The organism is Bradyrhizobium sp. LeoB3 (genome assembly GCF_055456055.1).
The window spans coordinates 21,048-42,303 of record NZ_JBVBEF010000019.1; the positions used below are offsets into that span (position 1 = coordinate 21,048).

Here is a 21,256-nt window from a genome sequence, read left to right on the forward strand (position 1 = left end):
GGGAAGAGGGCTAAGCTCTGCAGCTAATCGATATCCACGAGCTTGCGCAGCGTGGCGCCGAAGATCTGGCTGGCTTTGCCGACCAGCGCGGTTCCGCTCATCGTCGCCTGCGTGGCGGTGAAAGTTCCGGTGACGCCGATGCCGACCGGCGCAGGTCCGCCGAATAGCGGGTTGTCGCTGTCGCGCGGCGTGGTGTGTCGCTGCACCAGCACCTCGCCTTTGAAGGTGTTGCCTTTCACGGTGTAGGTGCCGGTGTAATAGAGATAGGCATCGCCGCCGACAATCTGGCCGTCGCGGAACACGATCACCCCGCTGCCCTTGCCGACGCGTCCGTCGAGCAGGGTGACGTGAATAGAATACAGGCCGTTTCTCATAGTGCCCCGCGGCCGGCCCCCTTCGCCCAAGGGCTGCCGGTTCAGAATTTATGCCAAAGCGGCATGGCCGGCGCAACGTGGCAGGTTGCCCATGCGTCGCTCGATGCCGTGCGAACCCGAAATGATTCCATTGGTGAACGACGTCTCGATGACGACGTTGTCGCTGACGCTTGGCGAATCAACTTGGCCCGCGAAATGCATAACATTTGTTGGCACCGGCCGGTGGGTGCAGGAGCGAGAGACAGGTGACGAACTGGATCGATTCCGGCCGCATTTTCGCGCGCCTACGCGCAGAGCCCACAGGTTCTATCCGTGAAATTACGGACCATCGTCGAAGGGTCCGCCTCAGAGTCCCACTCACATTGAGTCTTGTCGCGTTGTTGTCGGTCGCCGCCGCAAGTCTTGTGCATGCGCGCGATCCCGATGGCCGTTACGCCAATTCGCCGCTCAAGCAATGGTTCGACAGTTTGAGGAGCGGGAAGGGGCCGTGCTGCTCCGACGCTGACGGCACCGCGGTGAGCGACGTCGATTGGGAATCCAAGGACGGACATTATCGCGTGCGTATCGACGGCGAATGGATCGACGTGCCCGATGATGCCGTGATCACCGAGCCGAACCGCTACGGCCGCACGATGGTGTGGCCGATCCGCGGCTATCTCGGACTGCAGATCCGCTGCTTCATGCCCGGCAGCATGACCTGACCGTTAGAGCGTTTTCGAGCGAGGCATGCCCTCGGACTTGATCCGAGGGTGGACACCGGTTCGCGTGAAGAAAACGCGTCAAAACAAGAATCTGGAGCTTCGGTTCTGATTCAATCAGAACCGAAAATGCTCCACGCGCACGTCGCACGGTCAGGCATATTTCTTGTCACGCTCCAGGAGCTCGATCGAGATGCCCTGCGGGCCGCGGATGAAGCAGATGCGCACGCCGGGACGGATCGTGGTCGGCTCCGTCGTGAACTCGACGCCCTTTGCCTTGATCTCGGCGGCGACCGCGTCGATGTCCTTCACCGCCAGTCCGAAATGGTCGAGGCCCTGATAGGGCGTCACCGGTGGCGCATTGACGCCGTCGCCCGGTGTGACCGGCGCGATGAACACCTTGGCGCCGCCGAGCTGCACGTCGATGCGTCCGGGATTGCGGATGATCTCGCCGCCCAGCACGTCCCGGAGCCATGCCGCGGTTGCTTCGGGATCGGGGGTGCGCAGGTGGATATGGTCCCAGGTAACCTCTATCGGCATTTCATCTCCCATCTTGCTCGATGATTTGTTTGAGCATGATCTTCCCACGCAAATGCTGCGCGTTTGTCGCGAGGAAAACCGGTTTCCATATTCGGATCATGCTCTAACCGCGCGATCCGCTGGTGCGGCAATCTACCGGCTCGGAATCCACAAGGCCATCCTGTCGCAGGTACTGCCGCAATTTTGCCGGGAGAGCTTGGAACCGTAGTTTCGGCGGATGGTTAATTGACTGGCGGTGGTTTCCGTACAGCAGCGCGTCCCTTTCAAGCCGTGCGGTGATCCGCCGGAGCGGCTTTGCGTGCAGGCAGGAAGCGCTGTCACGCGGGTGAGGACATGGCCATGGGCATCGGCAGGTGGTCGTTTCGAGGCTTTGGCGCCAAACTGGTTCTGCTCGCCGTCCTCGCCATCGTCGGATCTGCCGGATGGCTGATGCTCCCCGATCCCAGCGATGCCAATAACAAATCAGTTGCCGTGGCGTCGCCGCCCTCGACTTCTCAGCAGGAGGTCGTTTGGCTCGATAAGGCGACTGCGCCGACCGAGCAGGCGGCTGCGCCAGTCGAGCAAGCGATCGCGCCGGCGGAGGATGTCGTCGACGATGAGGCGCCGGCTGCCAGCACCAACGAGCCCTTCACGGTCGAGCGGGCGCCGATCGATGGGCTGAAGATCTCCCGCCAGTTCTGGCGCCGCGGCGGCCTCGGCTCGAAAGCGCTGGTCTGGCTGACGCTGCGCAATGCCAACCACTATCCGGTCAAGGATATCGAGATCGCCTGCGCCTTTGCTCGCGCCGACGGCACGCATCTCACCGACCGCCGGCGCGTGATCAGCGACACCATCAACATGAAGAGCCGCAAGACCTACGCCGGCATTCTGGTCGGGTTCGTGAACGTCAATGCAAATAAGGCAAAGTGTTCCCTGGTCACGGCAAGCCGAGCCTAGAGCTTCGGTTCGGATTGGATCAGAACCGAAGCGCTAGATTCTCGTTTTGACGGGTTTTCTTGACGCGAACCGGTGTCCACCCTCGGATCAAGTCCGAGGGCATGCCTCGCTCGAAATCGCTCTAGCTCAAGCGTCCCGAAAAAGTGAACGTTTCGGTTGAACCCGTAGCGTGTGGCCAGGAACTAACTCCCTATATCGCCATTAGGCGATTAAACCGCGTCATCGCGCGGGGGAGCTGTTTGTGATGTTGGTGACGCGTTATTTCCTTTATGTCGGCGGAGCCTTGCTCGCGGCCTTATACGCAGTCGACGCTCTGGTGCCGCAGGACGCGGCCACGGCAAGCCACAGCGCGCCTGGCATCGACAAGTCCACCGTCCGCATCCAGTCTGCCCAGAAGCTGCCGGAACGGGTGGTTTTCGACACCAGCCTCCCGACCATCGTGCCGCCGGCTCCCGCCACCCAGATGGCTGCCGCGCCGCTTCCGCCAGCGCCCGGTGCCGAGTCCTCGGTTGCCCAGGCTCGCGAGCGCGAGACCTTCGCCCAATACGTCCCGGCCGACGCCAAGAAGCACGAGCCGCAGGCGCCGAAGAGGCATAAGGTCGCCAGGGCGCGGGCCTACCAGCCGATGTACGCGGGTCAGCCGATGTATATGGGTCAGCAGCCGATGTTCATGGGCCAGCGGCCGATGCGGGTGGCGCAGCAGTCGCGCTTCGGCTTCTTCGGCGGCTGGGGCACCTGGTAACCGGATTGCGGCCGGATTACTGCGGCAGCTTCGGGATCTTGTCGGCAAAGCCGTTGTAGCAGGTCAGGCGCTCGTCCTCTTCCTTCACGAACCGGCACTCGCTGACGGCCTTGGCCGCGGCCGGCTTCGGTTTGGGTTGCGGCGCGAAGACCTCGTCATAGCAGGTCAGCCGCTCCTTGGTGCCGTCATCGATCTCCTGGCATGCCTGGAGCTTCTGCGCGACGGATGGCTGCTTGCCCTTCTCGCCTTTCTTCGCCGCAGACTTCTTGGCGCCGACTTGCATCAGGGGCTTGTCGCCGACCATGGGCGGACTGGCGGGGGCGGCCGGCGGGGTCGTACCTTGGGCGAGCGCGGCGGCCGGATACAGAAGCGCCAGCGCCAGGATGATCTTTCTCATATCGAATTGTCCGAAATGGCGGGACCGGAGAGGGCGCCCGAACGGATCGAACCGGACCGCTGGAATCGCCCCAAAACCCAACGTTGTTTACTCGCGCTTGCGCGCCCGTCCAAGCGGGCGCAACGCCGCTCCGACAGGCCATGTTTCTTTACGGATTTTCCGGTTCCTGTCCAGCGGGACGGAGCCTCCGGCCGGCCCCCGGCCCCCCAGCCCCCCAAAAGGACGGCCTAGAGCAGTTTCGGTTCTGATGGAATCAGAACCGAAACTCTAGATTCTTGTTTTGACGCGTTTTCTTCACGCGAACCGGTGTCCACCCTCGGATCAAGTCCGAGGGCATGCCTCGCTCGAAAACGCTCTAAGCCGCCTTTCGGCGCTCCAGCACCTTGTCGAGGGTGATCGGCAGGTCACGCACCCGCACGCCGGTCGCGTGGTAGACGGCATTGGCGACGGCTGCCGCGACGCCGACGATGCCGATCTCGCCGAGCCCTTTGATCCCGAGCGGGTTGATCAGGCTGTCCGGCTCGTCGACGAAGATCACCTCGATGTCGTGGATATCGGCGTTAACGGGCACATGGTACTCGGCGATGTCATGGTTGACGATACGGCCGAGGCCGTGGTCGTAGACCGTCTCCTCATGCAGCGCCATGCCGATGCCGCCGACGACGGCGCCCATCACCTGGCTGCGTCCGGTCTTCAGGTTCAATATGCGGCCAGCCGCGACCGCGCTGACGACGCGGGTGACCCTGATGACGCCGAGCTGTTCATCGACCTTGACCTCGGCGAATACGGCCGAATGCGTGTTCCTGGCGTGCGCCTTGTCGTCGGCGACCCGGTTGGTCTTTTCCTTCTCGATCCGCTCCAGCGCGCCATGCCGCATGATGTCGGAGATCGAAACCCCGCGGTCGGTCTGCGTCCGGCTGACGAGCTTGCCGTCGGAAAGGGCGACGTCTTCCTCGACCGTGTCGGCGAGGGGCGAGCCCTTCATCAGCTTAGCCAGCCGCAACAGCTCGCTCCGAATCTCGCTCGCGGTCGCGATCACGGCGTGGCAGGCGGAGGCCGCTATCCATGACCCGCCCTCGACCGGTGCCTTGGGCAGCGTGGAATCGGCGAGCTTGACGCTGATATTTTCAATCGGAAGACCGAGGCTGTCGGCCGCGACCTGGGCCATGATCGTATAGGTGCCGGTACCGATATCGGAGGCCGCGCAGGAGACTTCAGCGTGGCCGTTGGCGGTCATTACGATACGCACCGCGGTCGGCATCTGCAGCGCCTCCCAAACGCCGGAGGCCATCCCCCAGCCCACGAGAGTCTTGCCATCGCGCATCGAGCGCGGTTCCGCCTTGCGCTTGTCCCAGCCAAAGGCCGCGGCGCCCTCGCGATAGCATTCGCGCAGGCGTTTGCTGGTGTAGGGCAGGTCCTCGTTCTGGTCGCGGTCCGAATAGCAGCGCAGCCGCAACTCCACGGGATCCATCTTCAGCGCGACCGCGAGTTCGTCCATCGCGCTCTCCAGCGCGTAGACACCGGTCGCAGCACCAGGGGCGCGCATGTCGCAGGACGTCGGCACGTCCAGCGGCGCCACGCGATGTTCATATCGCGCGTTCGGCGAGGTGTAGAGCAGGGCCGACCAGCCGGTGTCGTTGCGCGAGAATTCCTCGAACTGCGAGGTCGTGCCAACAGCCTCATGCGTGATCGTATCGAGCGTGCCATCGCGCCGCGCGCCGAGCGCAAGCCGCTCGATGGTGGCCGGACGATAGCCCAGCCCATACATCTGCTGGCGCGTCAGCACCAGCCGCACCGAGCGCTGAAGCTTCAGCGCCGCCATCACCGCCAGCACCACCTGATATTGCGGCCGCAAGCCCGAACCGAAGGCACCACCGACATAGGGCGAGACCACGCGGATCTCTTCCGGCTTCTTCTCGAACACGCTGCAGAGATACTGCTGCACGTTCTGCACGCCCTGGGTCTTGTCGTAGACCGTCAGCGGGCCGCCGGCTTCCCACATCGCCGTGGTCGCAAACAATTCCATCGGGTTGTGATGCTCGGTCGGGATGAAATAATCCGCTTCGTGGCGGACATCGGCCGCCGCAAATGCCTTCGCAGCGTCGCCGCGCGGCTTGTCGGGCTTCTCGACGACGATGGCATCGTCGCGCTTGCGATAGACGTCAGTGATGAACGCCTGCTTTTCATAGTCGACGCGGACGAGCGATGCCGCATACCGTGCGATTTCCCATTCTTCCGCCACGACCAGCGCGATCGGCTGCTGGTTGAACTTGATCGCGTCGTCATAGAGCGGGCGGAACGGCGAACCTTCCTCCGGGGCGACGTCGTCCTTCCAGGCTTTATCGCTGTCGGCGACCCGCGGCCTGTTCTCGTGGGTGATGACGTCGATCACACCGGGTACGCTCCGCGCCTCGCTGGCGTCGATCCGCGTGATCCGGCCCCTGGCGATGGTCGCCTCCACGACCGCGCCATAGGCTAGGCCGCCTTCGTTGAAATCGCCGGCATATTTGGCGGCGCCGGTGACCTTGGCGCGGCCGTCGACGCGCGAAGTGGCGGTGCCGGTATAGGTTTTCGCGGTGTTGTTGGCCATGCTCATTGGATTGTCTTGTTCGATTGCGATTGCGGCGTACCGTGCGCAGCCTGCGTCAGCGTGCGGATGATCGCCCGCCGGGCGAGATCGACCTTGAAGCCGTTATGCGCCTGCGGCCTGGCGTCACGAAGCAGCAGATCAGCGGCGCGGGCAAAGCTCGCTTCCTCAGCGGCTTGTCCGCGTAGCGCCGCCTCGGCCGCCGGATCGCGCCACGGCTTGTGGGCGACACCGCCAAGCGCGAGCCGCGCCTCCTGGATCGTGCCGTCCTTGAGCTCGAGCGCGGCCGCGACCGAGACCAGCGCGAAGGCGTAGGACATCCGGTCACGGATCTTCAGGTAGGAGTAGTTGGTCGCAAAGCCCTTTGCCGGCACCTCGACCGCGGTGATGATCTCGTCCGGCCCGAGATTGGTGTCGATATGCGGGGTATCGCCGGGCAAGCGGTGGAAGTCCGCGAACGGAATGGCGCGCGCGCCGTTGGGGCCCGTCACGTGCACGGTGGCATCGAGTGCGGCGAGCGCTACACACATGTCGGACGGATGCGTCGCGATGCAGGAGGTGCTCGCTCCGAGGATGGCGTGCCCGCGATTGATGCCATTGACGGCCGAGCAGCCCGAGCCCGGCTGCCGCTTGTTGCAGGCCGTGGCCGTGTCATAGAAATAGGCGCATCGCGTCCGCTGCACCAGGTTGCCGCCGGTGGAGGCCATGTTGCGCAATTGCTGCGAGGCGCCGGCAAGAATTGCGCTTGCCACCAGCGGATAGCGCTTTTCGATCAGCGGATGCCAGGCAAGGTCGGAGTTCGGCACCAGCGCGCCGATCCGCAAGCCTCCCGATGCTGTCTCTTCGACCGAGCTGAGCGGCAGGCGGGAGATGTCGATCAGCGTCGTCGGCCGCTCGACATTGTCTTTCATGAGATCGAGCAGATTGGTGCCGCCGGCGATGAACTTTGCGCCGCTAGTGGCCGCAATCAGCCGCACGGCGTCGGCGACGTTATTTGCTTTCGTATATTGGAATGGGATCATGGCCTGGTCCCCATCGCCTGCTGGATCGCGGCGACGATGTTGGGATAGGCGCCGCAGCGGCAGATGTTGCCGCTCATGAATTCCCTGATCTCGTCAGGGGTCTTGGCCCGTCCCTCGGCGATCAACCCGACGCCGGAGCAGATCTGCCCCGGCGTGCAATAGCCGCACTGGAAAGCGTCATGGTCGATGAAAGCCTGCTGCAACGGGTCCAGCGCGCCATTGGCTGCCAGTCCCTCGATGGTGGTGACGTGTGCGCCGTCCCGCATCACTGCAAGAGTCAGGCACGAATTGATCCGGCGACCGTCGACAAGCACGGTGCATGCGCCGCATTGGCCGTGGTCGCACCCCTTCTTGGTGCCGGTGAGATCGAGGTGATCCCTGAGCGCATCCAGAAGCGAGACCCATGGCAGGACCGAAAAGCGCCTCTCTGTTCCGTTGACGGTCAATGTCACCGACACTTTTTCCGGCAGCGGTTGAGGCTTGGCGTCCGATTGCACGGCTCGATCTTGCATCGTCGGCAACTCCGTCTTGCGGGTGACTGCCATCCGCCATTACAGCGGAGAATACTGGCCGTTTAGATTGGTTCCAAAGCGAGCGGCAGCATGTCGAAGCGGCTGTTCCGGTTCTTTCCAAATTGCACGCCGGATTCCATGAGTGCATTTGCCACGATGCCGCAGGACATCCCGCTGCAAATTCGTAAGCCTCGCGCTTGCTGTGAATGTATTCCGTGAAGTCGCGGGTCTTTGTCGTGACAGCCTGTTCGGGAGTGTTCCGGCTCACATTGAGGCAACGCTGGTCAATCGTTGCTTCTGTGCGACCCCATATCAGCGTCGAGCCCGGCAACAATCAGGACGCCAGCGCTGGCGGCCGCCGCCATTAGAATCAGGATGATGCTGAGTGCATAGATCATGATCGGTGACCGTGAGGACTGTTATTCGATATAATCAGCAAGAGCAGCCATCGTTCCGCGCCGCGACATCATGAGTTGGGGCAGGGTGAGCATGAATGCTCTCGGATTGGAAAATCTCTGACGGCTTTGCCCCAGAAGCGGGCAGCGTTGTTTCGTGCGGTCTGGGAAGGTGACCGGTCACGGTCCGGTGAAGCTTGGCGCTGGCGATACATTGCTGCTCCCGCACGGTGACGCTCATGTGGTCCGCTCGGTTTCGACCGTTGGCACCAACCGCAGCATCGTGACTGAACTCCGCAATGCCATTCGCACGAAGTCGACCCCTGGGGTCGCCTACGACACCGAGCTCGTGTGCGGCGTATTGCGGGGCGAAGCTGCATCCGAGCAAGCGCTTATGGCCGCGCTTCCGAACTTTGTCGTGCTAGCCGAGCGATTGCACATGCTCGCGATCTGCATCAGCGACGAACTGGATTCGAACGAGACCGGCTCCACGATCATCGCGACCAATCTGGCAACCGCGCTCTTCGTGATGATGCTGCGCGAACATCTCAAGGAGGCGCCGCCGGCTAGCGGTCTTCTCGCCGAGGCGCTGAAACGAAAGGGCCGCTGATTTCTCAGCGGCCCTTGCCGGTTAGTAAATCTGTTCGGAATGAAATTGGCCCCGGCGAAAGAACCTTAGCGGTATTGTGGTCTGATTTGGATTCCGTGAAATCACGGTGGCCCCACTGTGAACACCTTCCGTCAGGGTGCTCCCCGCCGTGAGCACCCCCGGAACTCGATCGAGCGCGACTGCGCAGGACTGGCCACCAGCTCGCATTGAGGATCGCAACACGTGCGGGTTTGCGCTCGCGAGCGGGAGGCTTAGGACGCTTCGGCAAAACGGCACGGAACATACTTTGGCCGGGTATTGAGTCGAAATGGACTATCGACCGGCTAAGCTACTCTCATTGCCGATGGGCACCGAGACGAGCCGCTTCGATTGAGGCGGCAACTCCATTGACTTCCGGCGCTCAGCGGCGCAGTGCGAAAACCATCTGACGCTCATTTCCTATGGAGTAGGCGGACACATGGCGAAGAGCATGGGGACGGTATCCACCACCGAGTCAGGGCAAACCATTACATTCTCGCTGGCGGTCGGGCCGGTCAGGCAAGCATGCCGACTTCGGACGACTTTTCGGACCCAGAACCAAGCTCTCAGCTACTTGCACAGGCATCGAACCGAGTTCGAGCATATCGCTCGCGCGAGACTTGCTCGCGGCGAGCTCGAAGATGGTGTGGTCCAGCTCGTGATGCTTTAGGCCGATTGCTCTCATTGATAAGCAGGACGACGGGCGCCTTCGTCGAAGGCTCGCTGCGTGAGGCGGTCGAAGGCTTCACTGGAATGGCCACAAGGGAACTTTGCTTCGCCGGGTTCCGACCGGTTCCGCACCGCAATCGACACATCTACGCCGTTCGGCGGTCTTGCGCGACGTCCCGGCCTGAAGCTGCCGCCCTTTTCTCGCCGCCATCATCATTCAGGAAATTCGTGAGGGGCGGGTCTTACGGAGGCGGCTTCTGAAGTCCCGCGTGATCGTCCGACATTTACTGCAAAACGAAGTCATGATGTCCCGCCGTGCTCTGCTGGGCGGGCTCGCATCCTCCGCGGGCGCACTCGCGCTCGGCGGCTGCGCCAGCCTGGGTGCGACCGGCGCGCGCTACGATGCATCGTCGCTGTCGGTGGACCCCACGCTGCTTGTCGCAACCACCCGCAAGCCCGTAAAAGGCGGGCGCGCGAAGCCTTGGTTCGGGCCGGATCGGGCCTCCGCGATGACCGTCGCACGGGCGAAGCTGGTGCCACCGGACGAGAGCCGTTTCTCTCTCGCGGCAGCAGGGCTCGGCGATTGGCGTATTGATCAGGTCGAGCCGGTTTCAGGCGACGTCAGCGATCTTCTCGGGCAGGCCGGCGGCGGCGGATCAGACGTCCTGATCTATGTGCATGGCTTCAAGCAGACGTTCGAGACGGCGGCGCTCGATGCGGCCCACCTTTCGGATGGCATCCGGTTCCGCGGACAGACGATGGTGTTCTCCTGGCCGTCAAAGGCGGGATTGTTCGACTATGCCTACGACCGCGACAGCGCAATGTGGTCCCGCGATGACTTCGAGCGCGTGCTTCAGTCCATCGTGACGCCCCCGGGCGTCGGCCGCGTCCATATCGTCGCGCACAGCATGGGAACGATGCTGGCGCTCGAAAGCCTGCGCCAGCTCCATGATAGATATGGTGACACCGTTGACGGCAGGATCGGGGCGGTGGTGTTCGCTTCGCCCGACATCGACATGGACGTGTTCTCCTCGGCGATCAACCGCATCGGGCCGCTCGCCCGCAAGATCACGGTGATCACCGCAACGAACGACCGCGCGCTCGCCCTCTCGGGGTCGCTCGCCGGCGGCATGACACGCGTCGGCGCCGCCGAGAAGGCCGTCATCGAGAAGCTCGGCGTGCGCGTGGTCGATGCGTCCGATTCGGGCTGGGGCATCATCAACCACGATCTGTTCCTGTCGAATGCAGAGGTGCGGCGAGTGATCCGCCGCCAGATCGACACCTCGGCGGCGTGAGCTCGGCTGTCACGTAGCTGCGGCGCCAGCCACGCTGCTATTTGGCGGCCACCCACGCCGCCACAGGTCGCGGTTCCGCCACAGGTCTCGCCATATTTTTGTACGAGCGAGCCCTGATGTTTCAGCCATTGCGCGCAGTGCTACGCCGCACAGCAGCAGCCCTCGAGCTAATCTGCTTGCGAGCGAGGGCAAGTGCTGGCGGTAGAGGCTCACCTTGCCGCGCAGGATGGCGACCCATCGCTGCGAGTCGCCTGCCGAACTCGCGCCGCCTCGGTGGACATAATGCGCAAAGCCAGTGAATAGCGTGGCGCTCGACAGTCTTTTCGACCGAATGCACAGGTCAACATCTTCGCCATAGAGGAAGTACTGCTCATCGAACCCGCCCAAGCGGTCCCACAATGCGCGGTTGATCAGGAGCGTCGCTCCGGTGAGCACGGGGACTGTTCGAATACCGGTGCGGCACCAGCCGCCGAGCGCATCCGGATCGAGCCACCCGCAACAGGGCCAGCGCCGCAGGCCCAATGCGAACGCGATCGATTGCCGGAGCGACGGTTCGGCAAGGCAGTTGGTCGGGTCGACGCTGCCGTCGTGCCGCATCATCCGTCCGCCGACAATCGCCTCCGTCTCGCTCGCCAGCGAGGCCGCGATCAACTGATCGATCGCGCCGTCTGCCAGTTCGACGTCCGGATTGACGAGCAGAAGATGGTCGACTTCCTCACCGAAATCGGCGGCTAGCCGGTTGACCGAAGCGGCGAAACCGCGATTGACGAGGTTCGCTGTGATCTTTGTGCGGCATCCGGTTCGTCGAACCAGATCGACCGTGCCGTCGACCGACGCGTTGTCCTCGATTCGAATCGAAAGATCGGACCAGCGGGATTTCAGCGAAGCGAGGCAGGCTTCGATCTCGTTAGCGTTGTTATGCGTGACGATGCATATGCCGATGTGCGGCCGGCGTGGTGCGATTGGTGCAATCGGCCGCGGCTTTGGCCCGATCCACGCGGCGGCACCATCGCTCTCGCCTCGTGTGAGCCGTGCCGAGAGCGCAAGCAGTACGAAGCAGGCGAGGCCAGGGCCTTCTCGCCAGAGCCGCCCGACATCGCCCAATCGGGACCGGAACGACCTCTTGGGCAGGTTACCTGGTTGAACATCGTGCAGTCCTGCAAGGGCGCGATTGCCGTGGTCCCATCGGCGCTTGGCGCGGAGCAGATCCGATCCTTGTGGGATGTTGAACAGGAAGCCGCCCGCCGCAAGCAGTTTTCGTTCGCCTCTCGCGAAGCGCGAGCGCACGAACAGATCGTCCGCCGCGATCAGGGGAAACTCGCGCCACCTGCGGCGGCCCGCCGCGTTGGTGGCATAGAGGCCGGCCCCGACGACGTCGTTTTCCATCCCGGAGAGACGCGGCCACACCGAGGCGAACCCGCGCTCCAGTCGGCCCTCCGGCCGAACCAGCACCATGGGGGGCGCGACGAGAAGCGGCTCATCGGTGGCCAGGCCCGCGACAATCGCGGCCAAGGTGCCAGGGAGAATGATGGTGTCAGCGTCAAGGTAAAGGACCGCCCCGCCGCGACGTTCGCGATCGCCCCGATTGAGCGCTGCGGTCTTGCCCGGACAGGTGTTCGCTACGACGATCAATGTTTGGCGTTCATTCTCGAACGCCGTCAGCAATGACCGGGCGGTCGCCTGGTTTTGGCTTAACGCAGGCCCGTTTGCCACCACGATCACCCGAAGGTCGATCTCATTGCCGTCGCACCGAAGTGCAACCAGGCATCGCAGAAGCAGCCCAGGATCGCCACCTGCGGGGATGACGACATCAAGGGCGCGGTTCACGATGGTCTCATCGTTCGCGCCCCGACGCTTTCCGCCAGCCAGGTCGCGCCATAGGCTGCCACGAAGACCGCGAAATCGAACCAGGCCGACGGTCGCAGAAGCGGCCTGAGGACGCCCCTGTAGCGCGGAATCGGATCTGGAGGAGCAAGGTGGGTCGCCCGCGCCAATTCGCGATTGCCACGCAGGTAGCGGCGCCGAGCCCGGATCAACTCGCGCCAGCCTTGCGGCGCCACCACATGGTAGCTCTCCGATGCGAGCAGCAGCCGTTCCTTCGGCGCGAACAGCATCCGGACAAACTTGTCGTCCGACGCGAGTTGCGGGAGCGCGCCCCAACGTCGCCGGCCCTCGGCTGACACCGCATAGGCGCCCATCGTGACGGGCGAAGCATCGCAATAGGGTAAAGTGCACCAGTAGCGGCAGAACGCGCGCACCACCAGGGAAGGGGAGGGATCGAACCGCGCGCGAGGCGCGGCGAATTGAATGCCTGTGCTCGTCGTGAGCGCTGCAAATATGGCGGAAAGCGCGTGCGGAGATAATCTGGCGTCCTGGTCCAGATAGAGGCGATGGCTGCCGGCAGCCGCCACCGCCTCGGCCGCGGCTATGGCGGCGCGGCGGGTCGGCGGGGTCCGTAGCAATCGCACGTGGAAGTTCCGTGCACGTAGGCTCGCGACATGCGCCTCCGCCGCCGCCTCGCTGTCTGGTCGGCCGTCGTTCAGTGCCAGCAGCACCTCGACATCGCTCGCTTGCAGTCCGTCATCATCATCGAATTGCTGATCGGCAAGTGCAGCCAGGCTCCGCCCCAGGGTGTCGGCTCCGTGATACACCGGAATGATCACGGAAAAGCGCGGCACCGCGCCCCGTGGGGTGCGCAGAGCAGAGCGTAAAGGCATGGGTTCGAATCCCGGAAGGAGGCGCCTCAGCCGGCTGTTCGACTGGGTGACGTTGCGCGGCCGGATCATGTTCGGGCTGAACGAGGCCCGCGAGACCCGCTGGATCTCAGACACCGAGTTCATCTCCTGGCGCATCATGCTGATGATCTCGTACGGCGTCATCGCGGATGAGCCTGAAATGTGCACGAGCCCGCGATGGCGCTGCGCTGCCAGCTCTATTGTTGCCAAAGCAGCGTCCGCCAGGCTGATTGCCGATCGCCATTCGTTGTCTATCGCGGCGACCGGTTCGTTGCGCTTCAGGCGTGCGGCGATCGTGGTCCATGATGTCTGGCGCTGATTGACCGGGAAACCGAACAGCAGCGAGTAGCGGGCGACCAATCCACAGCCGTGCTCTGCGACGACACGCTCGCCGGCAAGCTTGCTTCGGCCATAGACGTTCGCCGGAAGCGGCACATCGCCTTCATCGTGGAACCCGCCGTTTCCGTCCCACACGAAATCGGACGAGGCATACAGCATCCAGCCGTTCGTGGAGGCGGCGTAAGCCGCCATCCTCATCGCGGCGCCAACGTGGAGCGCATGGCAGGAGGCGGGATTGGACTCGGCGACCACCGGCGGCACTGCAGCAAGGTGCAGGACGCGCGTGGGCGCCGCGCGTTGCAGCAACTCCATCAAAGCCGCGCCGCTTCTGAGATCCACCCATTCGGTGACATGGGCACCCGGCAGCGGGGCACGGCCAAGCGCATGCACATAGTCGCCAGGACGACGATGCGAGAGCGCACGGAGGATATGACCGCCTAACTGCCCCGATGCGCCTGAAATCAGCCAGCGCTGCATCGCACTCTCGGAGATTGCAATATCTATCAACAGCAAACGTATCGACCAATAGTTGTAATTTTATCGGATGCGCTCTGAAGCTTCAAGGAGAATTCGGCAGATTGCGGCGCCGCTTGCAAATTGCCTCGGGAGGATTTCGCCACCGACGATGTCGGGAAGGCGGTTCGTCAGGCCGCCGGCACATATTGATATCCCGTGCCCTTCCGCTCGGCAAAGCCCAGGCCGGGATAGGGCCAGTGGAAGCCCAGCATCTTCATCCTGTCGGTTGCGGGGCGGTCGAGCAGCTTCTTCCGGTTGGCGACGGCCACCCCGTTGTCCATGTCGTAGGCGAACTGCCATTCCGGATGAGGAAAATAGACCGCGGGTTCCGTGATCGCGTTGGCGGGAGGAAGCGTGACTGCCGAAGCCTACGCAAGCCGGCCAGCCTGTTGTCGTTAGAATGACGGCAATACAACAGCGTGCAAGATCGAAAATCGTAGATGGCGTCTTGCAAGTGGTGTTGTCAGCGCTTGCGTCGCTCCTCCGTACATCCGCTAGGGAGAGCAAGCGTTTTGCGCATTAGCAGCCCGTCTGCTTTGAACCTTCAGTTGGCCATTCCGACAGACGGCTAGGGGGCATCCGTCTTCGATTGAAATTGCAAAATCGGAGGAAGCGCCATGAGATCTCGTTCCAAACTCGCAATGGTATTGCTAGCGGGCGTCGCAATTGGAGCTATCGCGGTCCAAGGCCTCCACGCTCAAGGAGCTAAGCCGAAAGCTTACTCTGTCGGCGAAATCGAAATCCTCGATGCTTCAGCCCAAGCCGCGTACTTGCCTGCCGCCCGGAAGGCGATAGAAGTAGCCCATGGTCACGCTTTACGCACCGCGGCCGGACGGATTGTTGAGATAGACGGCGGGCCAGCCCCCAAAGGGGTGGGAATCGTCGAATGGAATAGCTTGGATGACGCCGTAGCGTTCTACAAGTCGAAAGCCTGGGCGGACCTTGCACCGCAGCGTGACAAGGCGGTCAAAGTCGTACGGAGGTACGTCGTCGAAGTCGAAAAGTAGTCGCGGTCCATCCCAGGCCGCGCTGCTGCGGCAGGCGTGCGCAGATATTGGCTTACCCCGGTTGAGACTGGCGCGCTCGGAGAGATTCGAACTTCCGCCCCTCGGAATCGAAATCCGATGCTCTATCCTGCCTGGCTATGAGCGCGCACCGTCCTGGCGGCGGTCGTTTTCGGACCCGATCTTCCGGAGTGGCTCGCCACCTGCGGCGATGATCATTATAGCAATCGCATGCTCGACTTCGCCGCACAGTATGAAGCATTTCGGCGCCGCGATCCGGCGTGGGACGGGCTGGTGTTTGTGGCGGTGAAGACGACGGGGGTGTATTGCCGGCCCGTCTGCCCGGTGCGAACGCCGCTCTCGCGGAATGTGAGGTTTTATCGCAGCGCCGCTGCCGCAGAACACGCGGGTTTTCGACCTTGCCTCCGCTGCCGTCCGGAGGCCGCTCCATTCTGCCCGGCCTGGAAGGGGACCAGGACGACTGTCGAGCGTGCACTGGCCCTCATCGAAAACGGTGCGCTTGATCGGAGCAATATCGAAGCATTGGCCGATCGTCTCGGAGTAGGGGCCCGGCACCTCGCGCGCCTGTTTGCCGAGCACCTCGATGCATCGCCCCTGCAAGTCGCGCTTTCGCTTCGTGTTCAACGTGCAAAGCGTCTCCTCGATGAAAGCGATCTTCCAATTCCTCTCATCGCCAAGCGTGCCGGGTTTTCGAGCGCAAGGCGCATGAGCGCATCTTTCAGCCGGATCTATGGCCGGTCACCATCGGCGTTGCGCAAGAACACGTCGCCAAGAACGAAAACGAGCTGAGCGAGACGGAGCGATATGATGCTGACCAAGACGTTCGGGACGGTGGATGCCGAGACACAGAAAGCGATGAGTGGATTGGAGTTCGTGCAGGGCCTTGCGAGTGGCACGATTCCTCTCAACACCTTGGCGCAAACCTTGCGATACGATGTCACCGAAGCGACACGCGGTCGCGTTGTCGTGACGCTGATCCCAACTGGCGCCCACTTGAATCCAGCCGGCACGGTCCATGGTGGTCTCACGGCGACGCTGCTTGATAGCTGTATGGGGCTCGCCGTCCAATCGATGCTGGATATGGGCGTAGCCCAGACAACGCTCGAGTTCAAGATTTCTCTTGTGCGTCCCATCACGCCGGAAACAGGCCAGATCAGGGCCGAAGGAACGGTTTAGAATTGTGGACGCCGCATCGGCACGGCCGAAGGACGTGTCACTGACGTGAAGGGCCGATTGCTCGCTCATGGCACAACCACGTGCCTCATCTTGCCGAGTTGAACCCGACGATGGCGCGCTACGGCCGATAAAGATTGGCACTATTGCTTCGCCGCAGCCCTATGATCTCGCGGCCTGTTTGCTCCCTCCAGTCACCAGGACCGTGACTTGACGCTTCACCTTGATGCAAGAGACAATAGCGGGTTACTGGAGCGGAGCGACAGCGATGCTGTTTCGTCTCGCATTTGCTCTTGTGTCGATGACGGCGCTGCTGGTCGATCCCATCGACGCCGTGTCGCAGGACATGCTGCGCAGCGTCGACCTCAACAGTCCCGAAATGTCGACATCGGAGATGACGCGCGCCGAGGTCGAGGCGCTTCTCAAGATGGCGCCTGAGGACGCCGCGGGCCAACGCTCTGCGGATTTGCAAGGAAAGCGGCTGTCGCATCTCGATCTCTCAGGCCTCGACTTTTCCGGCGCCAATCTTCGCCTCGTCAAGCTCAACCGGACTCGCCTGAAACGCGCGCGCTTCGATCGGGCCACCCTGAACCAGGCCTGGCTCGTCGACGCGGATTTGACGGAAGCGTCTCTCGTAGGGGCATCGCTGCTCGGCACGCAGATGCAACGCGCCAAGCTTGGCGGCGCCGATCTGAACGGCGCTCGCATCACCGCAGATCTTTCCGGTGCCAACTTGATTGGGGCCACGCTTGCGGGCGCCGATTTGAGCGCTGACATGCGCAACCAATCGATGGGCCTGATGCGTGGCGTGCTCAAATCTGCCGATCTCAGGAATGCGGATCTGAGCGGTGCCAATCTCTCGCGCGCCGATCTGGGATTCGCGCAGCTGCAGAACGCCAATCTGGCGAATTGTAACCTCAACCACGCCGACCTTGCGGGAGCTGACTTGTCCGACGCCAATCTCGCCGGCGCCGATTTCACCGAAGCAGACCTCGCCTCGGCCCTTATGCCCAGTGCAGCCGCGCTGGAAAAGGCGCGCAATCTGGACAAGGCCCGGAACTTCAACCTGGCGCGGCGCCCACCTTAGCGATCGCACTGAGCCACAACCTGGCATTTCGGCCTGAAGCGATCCGCATATCGCCGCCAACACGATCGTGGAAGGTGCGACCTGCCGCGATTTCAGATTTCGCAAAACGCCTTGAGTGTCGCGAGCAGCAGCTCATCGTTGGAATTCGTGCCGTCGGAGGGCCAATGGTTCCGTTGCGATGCGCAACCCACACCGTCTCCGGCATAATATGGTCTAGCGCTCTCCGAGCATTATCACCCGTTCGAATGCCGCGTCGACCCCATCCATGAACGCCAACGCGCGGGGCAGTGATGGCGCCTCGTAGATAATGGCACCGCCAGGGCCGCCCCACATGATCTCGACGCGCCAGTGATCGTCGACCCGGGCGATCGACCCGGCCAATGTGTTCGGGGCGCGCTTGATGTTCACCCTGTCGTCGTCAACTTGATCGGTTCGGAACGTTGTCATGGTTCGGCCCTTCTTTGTCTCGGGCCTCCCGCCTGGACTACGGCCGTATGTAAACTCGCCCCAACCTTTGGTGTTCCAAGGCTGACCGCGTCTGATCGCCAGGGACAGTACCGGTGATGGAGACGCCAGTGGATATTCCACAACGTGCGTTGCCAGGCGCCGGGACGTTGCAGGGCGGGCCGGCCGCGCCGCAGCCGCAGGTGTGCTCATGCTCCTATCCGGCCCTGTCGTCGGTCAGGTGCTTCAGCATCGCCTCACACGCATTCTCGGCTTCAGCGAAGGTTTTGAACGGCGAACCGCCCACTCTGATCGCAGGCCTGTTCAGATCGATGGGACGCCAGGAGGCAACAAAGCCGGGCTCTCCGTGAAGGCCGGGGCCGGTTCGGCTCTCATTACTGATCACGAACGAGAACCCGCAGCTTATCGCGCTCCAAACTTGGAAGTCCTCCGTCGGACCGATGATGCGGCTGAATTGCATGATGCACCGAAAGCCCACATGAGAGGATATCGCTTCGCCGATCGGGAAAAATGCAGCGCTATTGACGTAACGACCGTTTTCCCCAAGCCGGGGGTGAACCGTCGGCTGGGCGGGGCGCGAGAAAAAATTCTTAATAATTAAACTATTTAAATTTTAAATAAGGAATTTATTACCATTATTTGGGCCTGGTCAAAATGCAGGAGAAATCGAGTGAAGATTTTATCTGGCATTTCCGCCGCGTTTTTTGTCCTCGCTCTGACGATGATTGTCCCGCCTGCAAATGCCTCAGGCGGTCGCCATAGAGGAGACCACCCCCACCACATCAACGGAGCCCCCGGGCCGATTGCTGGCGCTGGTCTTCCGGTGCTCGCCATCGGCTATGGCGTCTATTGGCTGATTAAGCGCCGCCGCAAGCACGACTGAGGTTCTGAAAGAACGCGGCATATATCGGCGAGGCGTACATGCGGCATGCACGCGACGTGGAGAGGATGCTGTCCCGGTATCGAACCCTTTAGGGACCTCGATAGTGGACAGTCGTGCAACAGCCGCCTGTCACGTCCGGAGAGGAACGGTCCCAGCTTGGCCCCGATGCTGGGACCTTTCTTTCCGCAGAGCTTCCTGCCAGATCAGCGATTTCAAATAAGCATCTCGGCAGCTTCAGGCGTGATCTTCACGCAGGTGCCGCTCTCGTGCATCCACAAGCCTGCGCTCGATCGCGAGCTTTAAACCCGGCGCCGTATCCGGGCGGCTTGGCCTTGTCCTGAAAAAGAAACGAGTAGTTGATTTTCTCGATGTGAATGCGGTCGGTCTGTTTCGCTCGACTACACGCACGCGCTTCACGAGCCGGCGAGCGGCTTTCTCCGGACCGGCATAGCGGGATCTAACGCTGGCTTGGAGAAGGCATCGTACTGCTCGTTGGAGCCCACATGCCCGGTTTGGCTTTTCACGACCTGCTCCAGCTCAAGTGCCTCGATGGCAAGCTCGTCCGCCAAACGCTTAAGCAACTCGCGTTTGTTCGGATCCGTCGCCGACATGGCCATGACGGCACAATTGTTGGCGTCCACCCGAAGCTGGTGCAATCTTCCGCTGAGGTCCTTCATGGCTCACGTCCTCGCTGGCCTGTACGCTACGCGGACGTGGGACTCTAGCCAATCGACGCTAAGTCTCTGTTCGGTTGAGCACAGTTCGCTACTATTTTTGCTCGGGGGAGCTGCAGAGGGGTGTGCGCCCGCCGACCCTGCGGCGCATTCGAATGCATCCAAGCTGCACCCTGGCCAGCACTTTGCGGGGAGCTGAGTTACGCGTTTCTCGCAGTCGATTGCACGGGGGTGCCAAAACGGGCAAAAACGAAAAAAACAAATAAATCAGTGCGTTACGTCGTGCGGAAGTGGTGTGCCGCCGCCGATGGAGATAGGCACTATTGCTTCGCAGTTCCTTTATGACGCCGTTGCCTGCCGCGCGCTACAACCGGCAGTGATCCGACACCGTGCGATTTCGTGCTGCGCTTTCTGGAGCGGCCGTCTTGGTCGCCGCCGTCGGGCACCTTCGAGCTGGATCGGTGCCATAGTTCCCTCATTCTCATCTTTCGGCGGCATCAGTTGGCGCGCGTGTACGAGTCAAATCCGAGATTGTGCGCCGGTGCCGCTCTCGACGCGTTTCGGCTTCCGACCAATCTGGCAGCATGGTAATCCTCATGCTCATCCGTGGTCATCCAGCGCAATGTCGTCGAGACCAGGGAGGAAACAATGTCCAGAGAGCAATCCTTGCGCAATGGCGCACACCTCATGGTGTTTGGGGCTCTGATATTTCTCTTGTACGCCGTCGTGTTCTTTTTTCGGGCCTTCGGGGGGAGCGGGTTCGAGATCGGTGTCGAGACGTTGAACGGCGTTACGCCGCAGCAACTCGATGGGCTCAATCCGGCGATCATGGCCTACATCGCGCACCTTCACGTGGCCATTGCGGGGTTCATCGCCGCCACGGCGATCGCTGTCGGTGGCTTGGCTTGGTACGGCGTCCGCAATGGCTTGTGGTGGGCGTGGATAACAGGCGTGGTTGTGCCGGTCGTGGCATTGGCCGTGGCGTTGCCAATGCACTACATGGGGCACTTCAACTACGACTGGGTAAGCCACCTCGGGCCGATTTACGTTGGGACGATCGTTTACGTTGCGGGGGCCGTGGTGGCGCTATTAGGGCTCATCCAAACGGCGCCAAGCGCAGCACGAGTCGCGCACTAGTAGCGGCGGGCGCTGCGGCGTCAGCGCCTTGCATGGAGTGCCGACAGTCTTGCACCGAAGTGGCGCGCCGCGGCCGATGAAAAATGGGCACTATTGTTTCGCTGTGGCGCTATGATGTTGCAGCCCGTGGGGCGCTCTGGCCGGATAACCTGCGATGGACTGCGATCTTGCGGTAGCTGTGAACTTTCAGAACGGACGCGAGGCGACGCGGAACAATCTCCTTGCCCAGCCGGCTATTGACTGCAGGGCGGGCATAGCTCGGATGAGCGACTCCGGAGTCCCGATGTCTCGAAGCATCTCAACTTGACCATCGGCGCGGCGCTCGATGAATTGAGCATCACGAAAATAGTCTGCGAAGTCGAGGTGTCGTCTGTGCCCTACAGGTCGAACGACCGAATATTGGAGTATGGCAAGGTCTACTTCCGAA

The 21,256-nt window shown here is 62.3% G+C and carries 22 protein-coding genes, 1 tRNA gene and 1 pseudogene; 12 read left to right on the forward strand and 12 right to left on the reverse strand.

The window, feature by feature from the left end; genetic code table 11:
• Positions 1–23: 23 nt before the first annotated feature.
• Positions 24–374 (reverse strand): GrlR family regulatory protein, encoded by a 351-nt coding sequence (locus ACZXDY_RS15495; RefSeq protein WP_028164051.1) that lies wholly within the window; start codon positions 372–374, stop codon positions 24–26.
• 245 nt (positions 375–619) lie between these two features.
• Here ACZXDY_RS15495 and ACZXDY_RS15500 point away from each other — a divergent pair, with 245 nt between their 5' ends.
• Complete coding sequence (locus ACZXDY_RS15500) at positions 620–1,075, forward strand: hypothetical protein (protein ID WP_464346074.1); 456 nt, start codon at positions 620–622, stop codon at positions 1,073–1,075.
• A gap of 150 nt (positions 1,076–1,225) precedes the next feature.
• On the opposite strand, the gene ACZXDY_RS15505 is transcribed toward ACZXDY_RS15500, so the two are convergent.
• Positions 1,226–1,612: a VOC family protein gene (locus ACZXDY_RS15505; protein WP_028164049.1), complete on the reverse strand. Its 387-nt coding sequence runs from the start codon at positions 1,610–1,612 to the stop codon at positions 1,226–1,228.
• A 339-nt stretch (positions 1,613–1,951) separates the two neighbouring features.
• Between ACZXDY_RS15505 and ACZXDY_RS15510 the strand changes: the two genes are divergently transcribed.
• The gene (locus tag ACZXDY_RS15510; protein WP_464346075.1) at positions 1,952–2,548 is read left to right on the forward strand and encodes a hypothetical protein; all 597 of its coding nucleotides are present in this window, start codon (positions 1,952–1,954) and stop codon (positions 2,546–2,548) included.
• Between the two features lie 244 nt (positions 2,549–2,792).
• Positions 2,793–3,290: a hypothetical protein gene (locus ACZXDY_RS15515; RefSeq protein ID WP_028164048.1), complete on the forward strand. Its 498-nt coding sequence runs from the start codon at positions 2,793–2,795 to the stop codon at positions 3,288–3,290.
• Between the two features lie 16 nt (positions 3,291–3,306).
• Here the strand turns inward: ACZXDY_RS15515 and ACZXDY_RS15520 are convergent, their stop codons facing one another.
• From ACZXDY_RS15520 to ACZXDY_RS15535, 4 genes are all read right to left on the reverse strand, one after another.
• On the reverse strand, positions 3,307–3,687 hold the full coding sequence (locus ACZXDY_RS15520; protein ID WP_464346076.1) for a hypothetical protein: 381 nt from the start codon (positions 3,685–3,687) through the stop codon (positions 3,307–3,309).
• 355 nt (positions 3,688–4,042) lie between these two features.
• Positions 4,043–6,283 (reverse strand): xanthine dehydrogenase family protein molybdopterin-binding subunit, encoded by a 2,241-nt coding sequence (locus tag ACZXDY_RS15525; protein WP_464346077.1) that lies wholly within the window; start codon positions 6,281–6,283, stop codon positions 4,043–4,045.
• Entirely contained in the window at positions 6,280–7,296 is a 1,017-nt protein-coding gene (locus tag ACZXDY_RS15530) for an FAD binding domain-containing protein (protein ID WP_464346078.1), read from the reverse strand. The genes ACZXDY_RS15525 and ACZXDY_RS15530 overlap by 4 nt, the downstream gene beginning before the upstream one ends.
• Positions 7,293–7,808, reverse strand: coding sequence for a (2Fe-2S)-binding protein (locus ACZXDY_RS15535; RefSeq protein ID WP_464346079.1), 516 nt, complete (start codon positions 7,806–7,808; stop codon positions 7,293–7,295). The genes ACZXDY_RS15530 and ACZXDY_RS15535 overlap by 4 nt, the downstream gene beginning before the upstream one ends.
• 552 nt (positions 7,809–8,360) lie before the next feature.
• Between ACZXDY_RS15535 and ACZXDY_RS15540 the strand changes: the two genes are divergently transcribed.
• Together ACZXDY_RS15540 and ACZXDY_RS15545 are read left to right on the forward strand one after the other, a co-directional pair.
• On the forward strand, positions 8,361–8,813 hold the full coding sequence (locus tag ACZXDY_RS15540; protein WP_464346080.1) for a cupin domain-containing protein: 453 nt from the start codon (positions 8,361–8,363) through the stop codon (positions 8,811–8,813).
• A 992-nt stretch (positions 8,814–9,805) separates the two neighbouring features.
• Complete coding sequence (locus ACZXDY_RS15545; protein ID WP_464346081.1) at positions 9,806–10,795, forward strand: alpha/beta hydrolase; 990 nt, start codon at positions 9,806–9,808, stop codon at positions 10,793–10,795.
• 9 nt (positions 10,796–10,804) lie between these two features.
• Here ACZXDY_RS15545 and ACZXDY_RS15550 read toward each other — a convergent pair whose 3' ends face one another.
• The 3 genes from ACZXDY_RS15550 to ACZXDY_RS15560 form a co-directional block, all read right to left on the reverse strand.
• Positions 10,805–12,622, reverse strand: coding sequence for a glycosyltransferase family 2 protein (locus tag ACZXDY_RS15550; RefSeq protein ID WP_464346082.1), 1,818 nt, complete (start codon positions 12,620–12,622; stop codon positions 10,805–10,807).
• Positions 12,619–14,346, reverse strand: coding sequence for a sugar nucleotide-binding protein (locus tag ACZXDY_RS15555; protein ID WP_464346083.1), 1,728 nt, complete (start codon positions 14,344–14,346; stop codon positions 12,619–12,621). Before ACZXDY_RS15555 ends, ACZXDY_RS15550 begins: the two co-directional genes overlap by 4 nt.
• 167 nt (positions 14,347–14,513) lie before the next feature.
• A complete protein-coding gene (locus ACZXDY_RS15560) occupies positions 14,514–14,654 on the reverse strand; it encodes a hypothetical protein (protein WP_155255185.1) in 141 nt (46 codons plus the stop codon).
• Between the two features lie 348 nt (positions 14,655–15,002).
• Between ACZXDY_RS15560 and ACZXDY_RS15565 the strand changes: the two genes are divergently transcribed.
• A complete protein-coding gene (locus ACZXDY_RS15565) occupies positions 15,003–15,392 on the forward strand; it encodes a DUF1330 domain-containing protein (RefSeq protein ID WP_464346084.1) in 390 nt (129 codons plus the stop codon).
• 68 nt (positions 15,393–15,460) lie between these two features.
• On the opposite strand, the gene ACZXDY_RS15570 is transcribed toward ACZXDY_RS15565, so the two are convergent.
• A tRNA-Arg gene (locus tag ACZXDY_RS15570) sits at positions 15,461–15,537 on the reverse strand.
• Positions 15,538–15,620: 83 nt separating this feature from the next.
• Between ACZXDY_RS15570 and ACZXDY_RS15575 the strand changes: the two genes are divergently transcribed.
• The 3 genes and pseudogenes from ACZXDY_RS15575 (at position 15,621) to ACZXDY_RS15585 (ending at position 17,670) form a co-directional block, all read left to right on the forward strand.
• A complete protein-coding gene (locus ACZXDY_RS15575; protein WP_464346085.1) occupies positions 15,621–16,199 on the forward strand; it encodes a bifunctional transcriptional activator/DNA repair enzyme AdaA in 579 nt (192 codons plus the stop codon).
• An 18-nt stretch (positions 16,200–16,217) separates the two neighbouring features.
• A pseudogene (locus tag ACZXDY_RS15580) lies at positions 16,218–16,688 on the forward strand (PaaI family thioesterase).
• Between the two features lie 163 nt (positions 16,689–16,851).
• On the forward strand, positions 16,852–17,670 hold the full coding sequence (locus tag ACZXDY_RS15585) for a pentapeptide repeat-containing protein (protein WP_464346086.1): 819 nt from the start codon (positions 16,852–16,854) through the stop codon (positions 17,668–17,670).
• A 213-nt stretch (positions 17,671–17,883) separates the two neighbouring features.
• Here ACZXDY_RS15585 and ACZXDY_RS15590 read toward each other — a convergent pair whose 3' ends face one another.
• On the reverse strand, positions 17,884–18,117 hold the full coding sequence (locus ACZXDY_RS15590; RefSeq protein ID WP_028164036.1) for a hypothetical protein: 234 nt from the start codon (positions 18,115–18,117) through the stop codon (positions 17,884–17,886).
• 208 nt (positions 18,118–18,325) lie between these two features.
• On the opposite strand from ACZXDY_RS15590, the gene ACZXDY_RS15595 reads away from it, so the two are divergent.
• Complete coding sequence (locus ACZXDY_RS15595; RefSeq protein WP_464346087.1) at positions 18,326–18,736, forward strand: hypothetical protein; 411 nt, start codon at positions 18,326–18,328, stop codon at positions 18,734–18,736.
• 69 nt (positions 18,737–18,805) lie between these two features.
• Positions 18,806–19,018, forward strand: a complete 213-nt coding sequence (locus ACZXDY_RS15600; RefSeq protein ID WP_155255183.1) for a hypothetical protein — start codon at positions 18,806–18,808, stop codon at positions 19,016–19,018.
• Positions 19,019–19,431: 413 nt separating this feature from the next.
• On the opposite strand, the gene ACZXDY_RS15605 is transcribed toward ACZXDY_RS15600, so the two are convergent.
• Entirely contained in the window at positions 19,432–19,695 is a 264-nt protein-coding gene (locus tag ACZXDY_RS15605) for a hypothetical protein (protein WP_028164034.1), read from the reverse strand.
• A 645-nt stretch (positions 19,696–20,340) separates the two neighbouring features.
• On the opposite strand from ACZXDY_RS15605, the gene ACZXDY_RS15610 reads away from it, so the two are divergent.
• Positions 20,341–20,829, forward strand: a complete 489-nt coding sequence (locus ACZXDY_RS15610; protein WP_464346088.1) for a hypothetical protein — start codon at positions 20,341–20,343, stop codon at positions 20,827–20,829.
• The last annotated feature ends 427 nt before the right edge of the window (positions 20,830–21,256 follow it).

Bases quoted from the DNA above. Each gene is read 5' to 3' on its own strand.
- ACZXDY_RS15520 (WP_464346076.1), bottom strand. From the start codon at position 3,687: ATGAGAAAGATCATCCTGGCGCTGGCGCTTCTGTATCCGGCCGCCGCG.
- ACZXDY_RS15515 (WP_028164048.1), top strand. From the start codon at position 2,793: ATGTTGGTGACGCGTTATTTCCTTTATGTCGGCGGAGCCTTGCTCGCG.
- ACZXDY_RS15545 (WP_464346081.1), top strand. From the start codon at position 9,806: ATGTCCCGCCGTGCTCTGCTGGGCGGGCTCGCATCCTCCGCGGGCGCA.
- ACZXDY_RS15585 (WP_464346086.1), top strand. From the start codon at position 16,852: ATGCTGTTTCGTCTCGCATTTGCTCTTGTGTCGATGACGGCGCTGCTG.
- ACZXDY_RS15505 (WP_028164049.1), bottom strand. From the start codon at position 1,612: ATGCCGATAGAGGTTACCTGGGACCATATCCACCTGCGCACCCCCGAT.
- ACZXDY_RS15575 (WP_464346085.1), top strand. From the start codon at position 15,621: ATGCTCGACTTCGCCGCACAGTATGAAGCATTTCGGCGCCGCGATCCG.
- ACZXDY_RS15495 (WP_028164051.1), bottom strand. From the start codon at position 374: ATGAGAAACGGCCTGTATTCTATTCACGTCACCCTGCTCGACGGACGC.
- ACZXDY_RS15595 (WP_464346087.1), top strand. From the start codon at position 18,326: ATGCTCCTATCCGGCCCTGTCGTCGGTCAGGTGCTTCAGCATCGCCTC.
- ACZXDY_RS15605 (WP_028164034.1), bottom strand. From the start codon at position 19,695: ATGAAGGACCTCAGCGGAAGATTGCACCAGCTTCGGGTGGACGCCAAC.
- ACZXDY_RS15590 (WP_028164036.1), bottom strand. From the start codon at position 18,117: ATGACAACGTTCCGAACCGATCAAGTTGACGACGACAGGGTGAACATC.
- ACZXDY_RS15535 (WP_464346079.1), bottom strand. From the start codon at position 7,808: ATGCAAGATCGAGCCGTGCAATCGGACGCCAAGCCTCAACCGCTGCCG.
- ACZXDY_RS15525 (WP_464346077.1), bottom strand. From the start codon at position 6,283: ATGAGCATGGCCAACAACACCGCGAAAACCTATACCGGCACCGCCACT.
- ACZXDY_RS15510 (WP_464346075.1), top strand. From the start codon at position 1,952: ATGGGCATCGGCAGGTGGTCGTTTCGAGGCTTTGGCGCCAAACTGGTT.
- ACZXDY_RS15610 (WP_464346088.1), top strand. From the start codon at position 20,341: ATGTCCAGAGAGCAATCCTTGCGCAATGGCGCACACCTCATGGTGTTT.
- ACZXDY_RS15555 (WP_464346083.1), bottom strand. From the start codon at position 14,346: ATGCAGCGCTGGCTGATTTCAGGCGCATCGGGGCAGTTAGGCGGTCAT.
- ACZXDY_RS15530 (WP_464346078.1), bottom strand. From the start codon at position 7,296: ATGATCCCATTCCAATATACGAAAGCAAATAACGTCGCCGACGCCGTG.
- ACZXDY_RS15565 (WP_464346084.1), top strand. From the start codon at position 15,003: ATGAGATCTCGTTCCAAACTCGCAATGGTATTGCTAGCGGGCGTCGCA.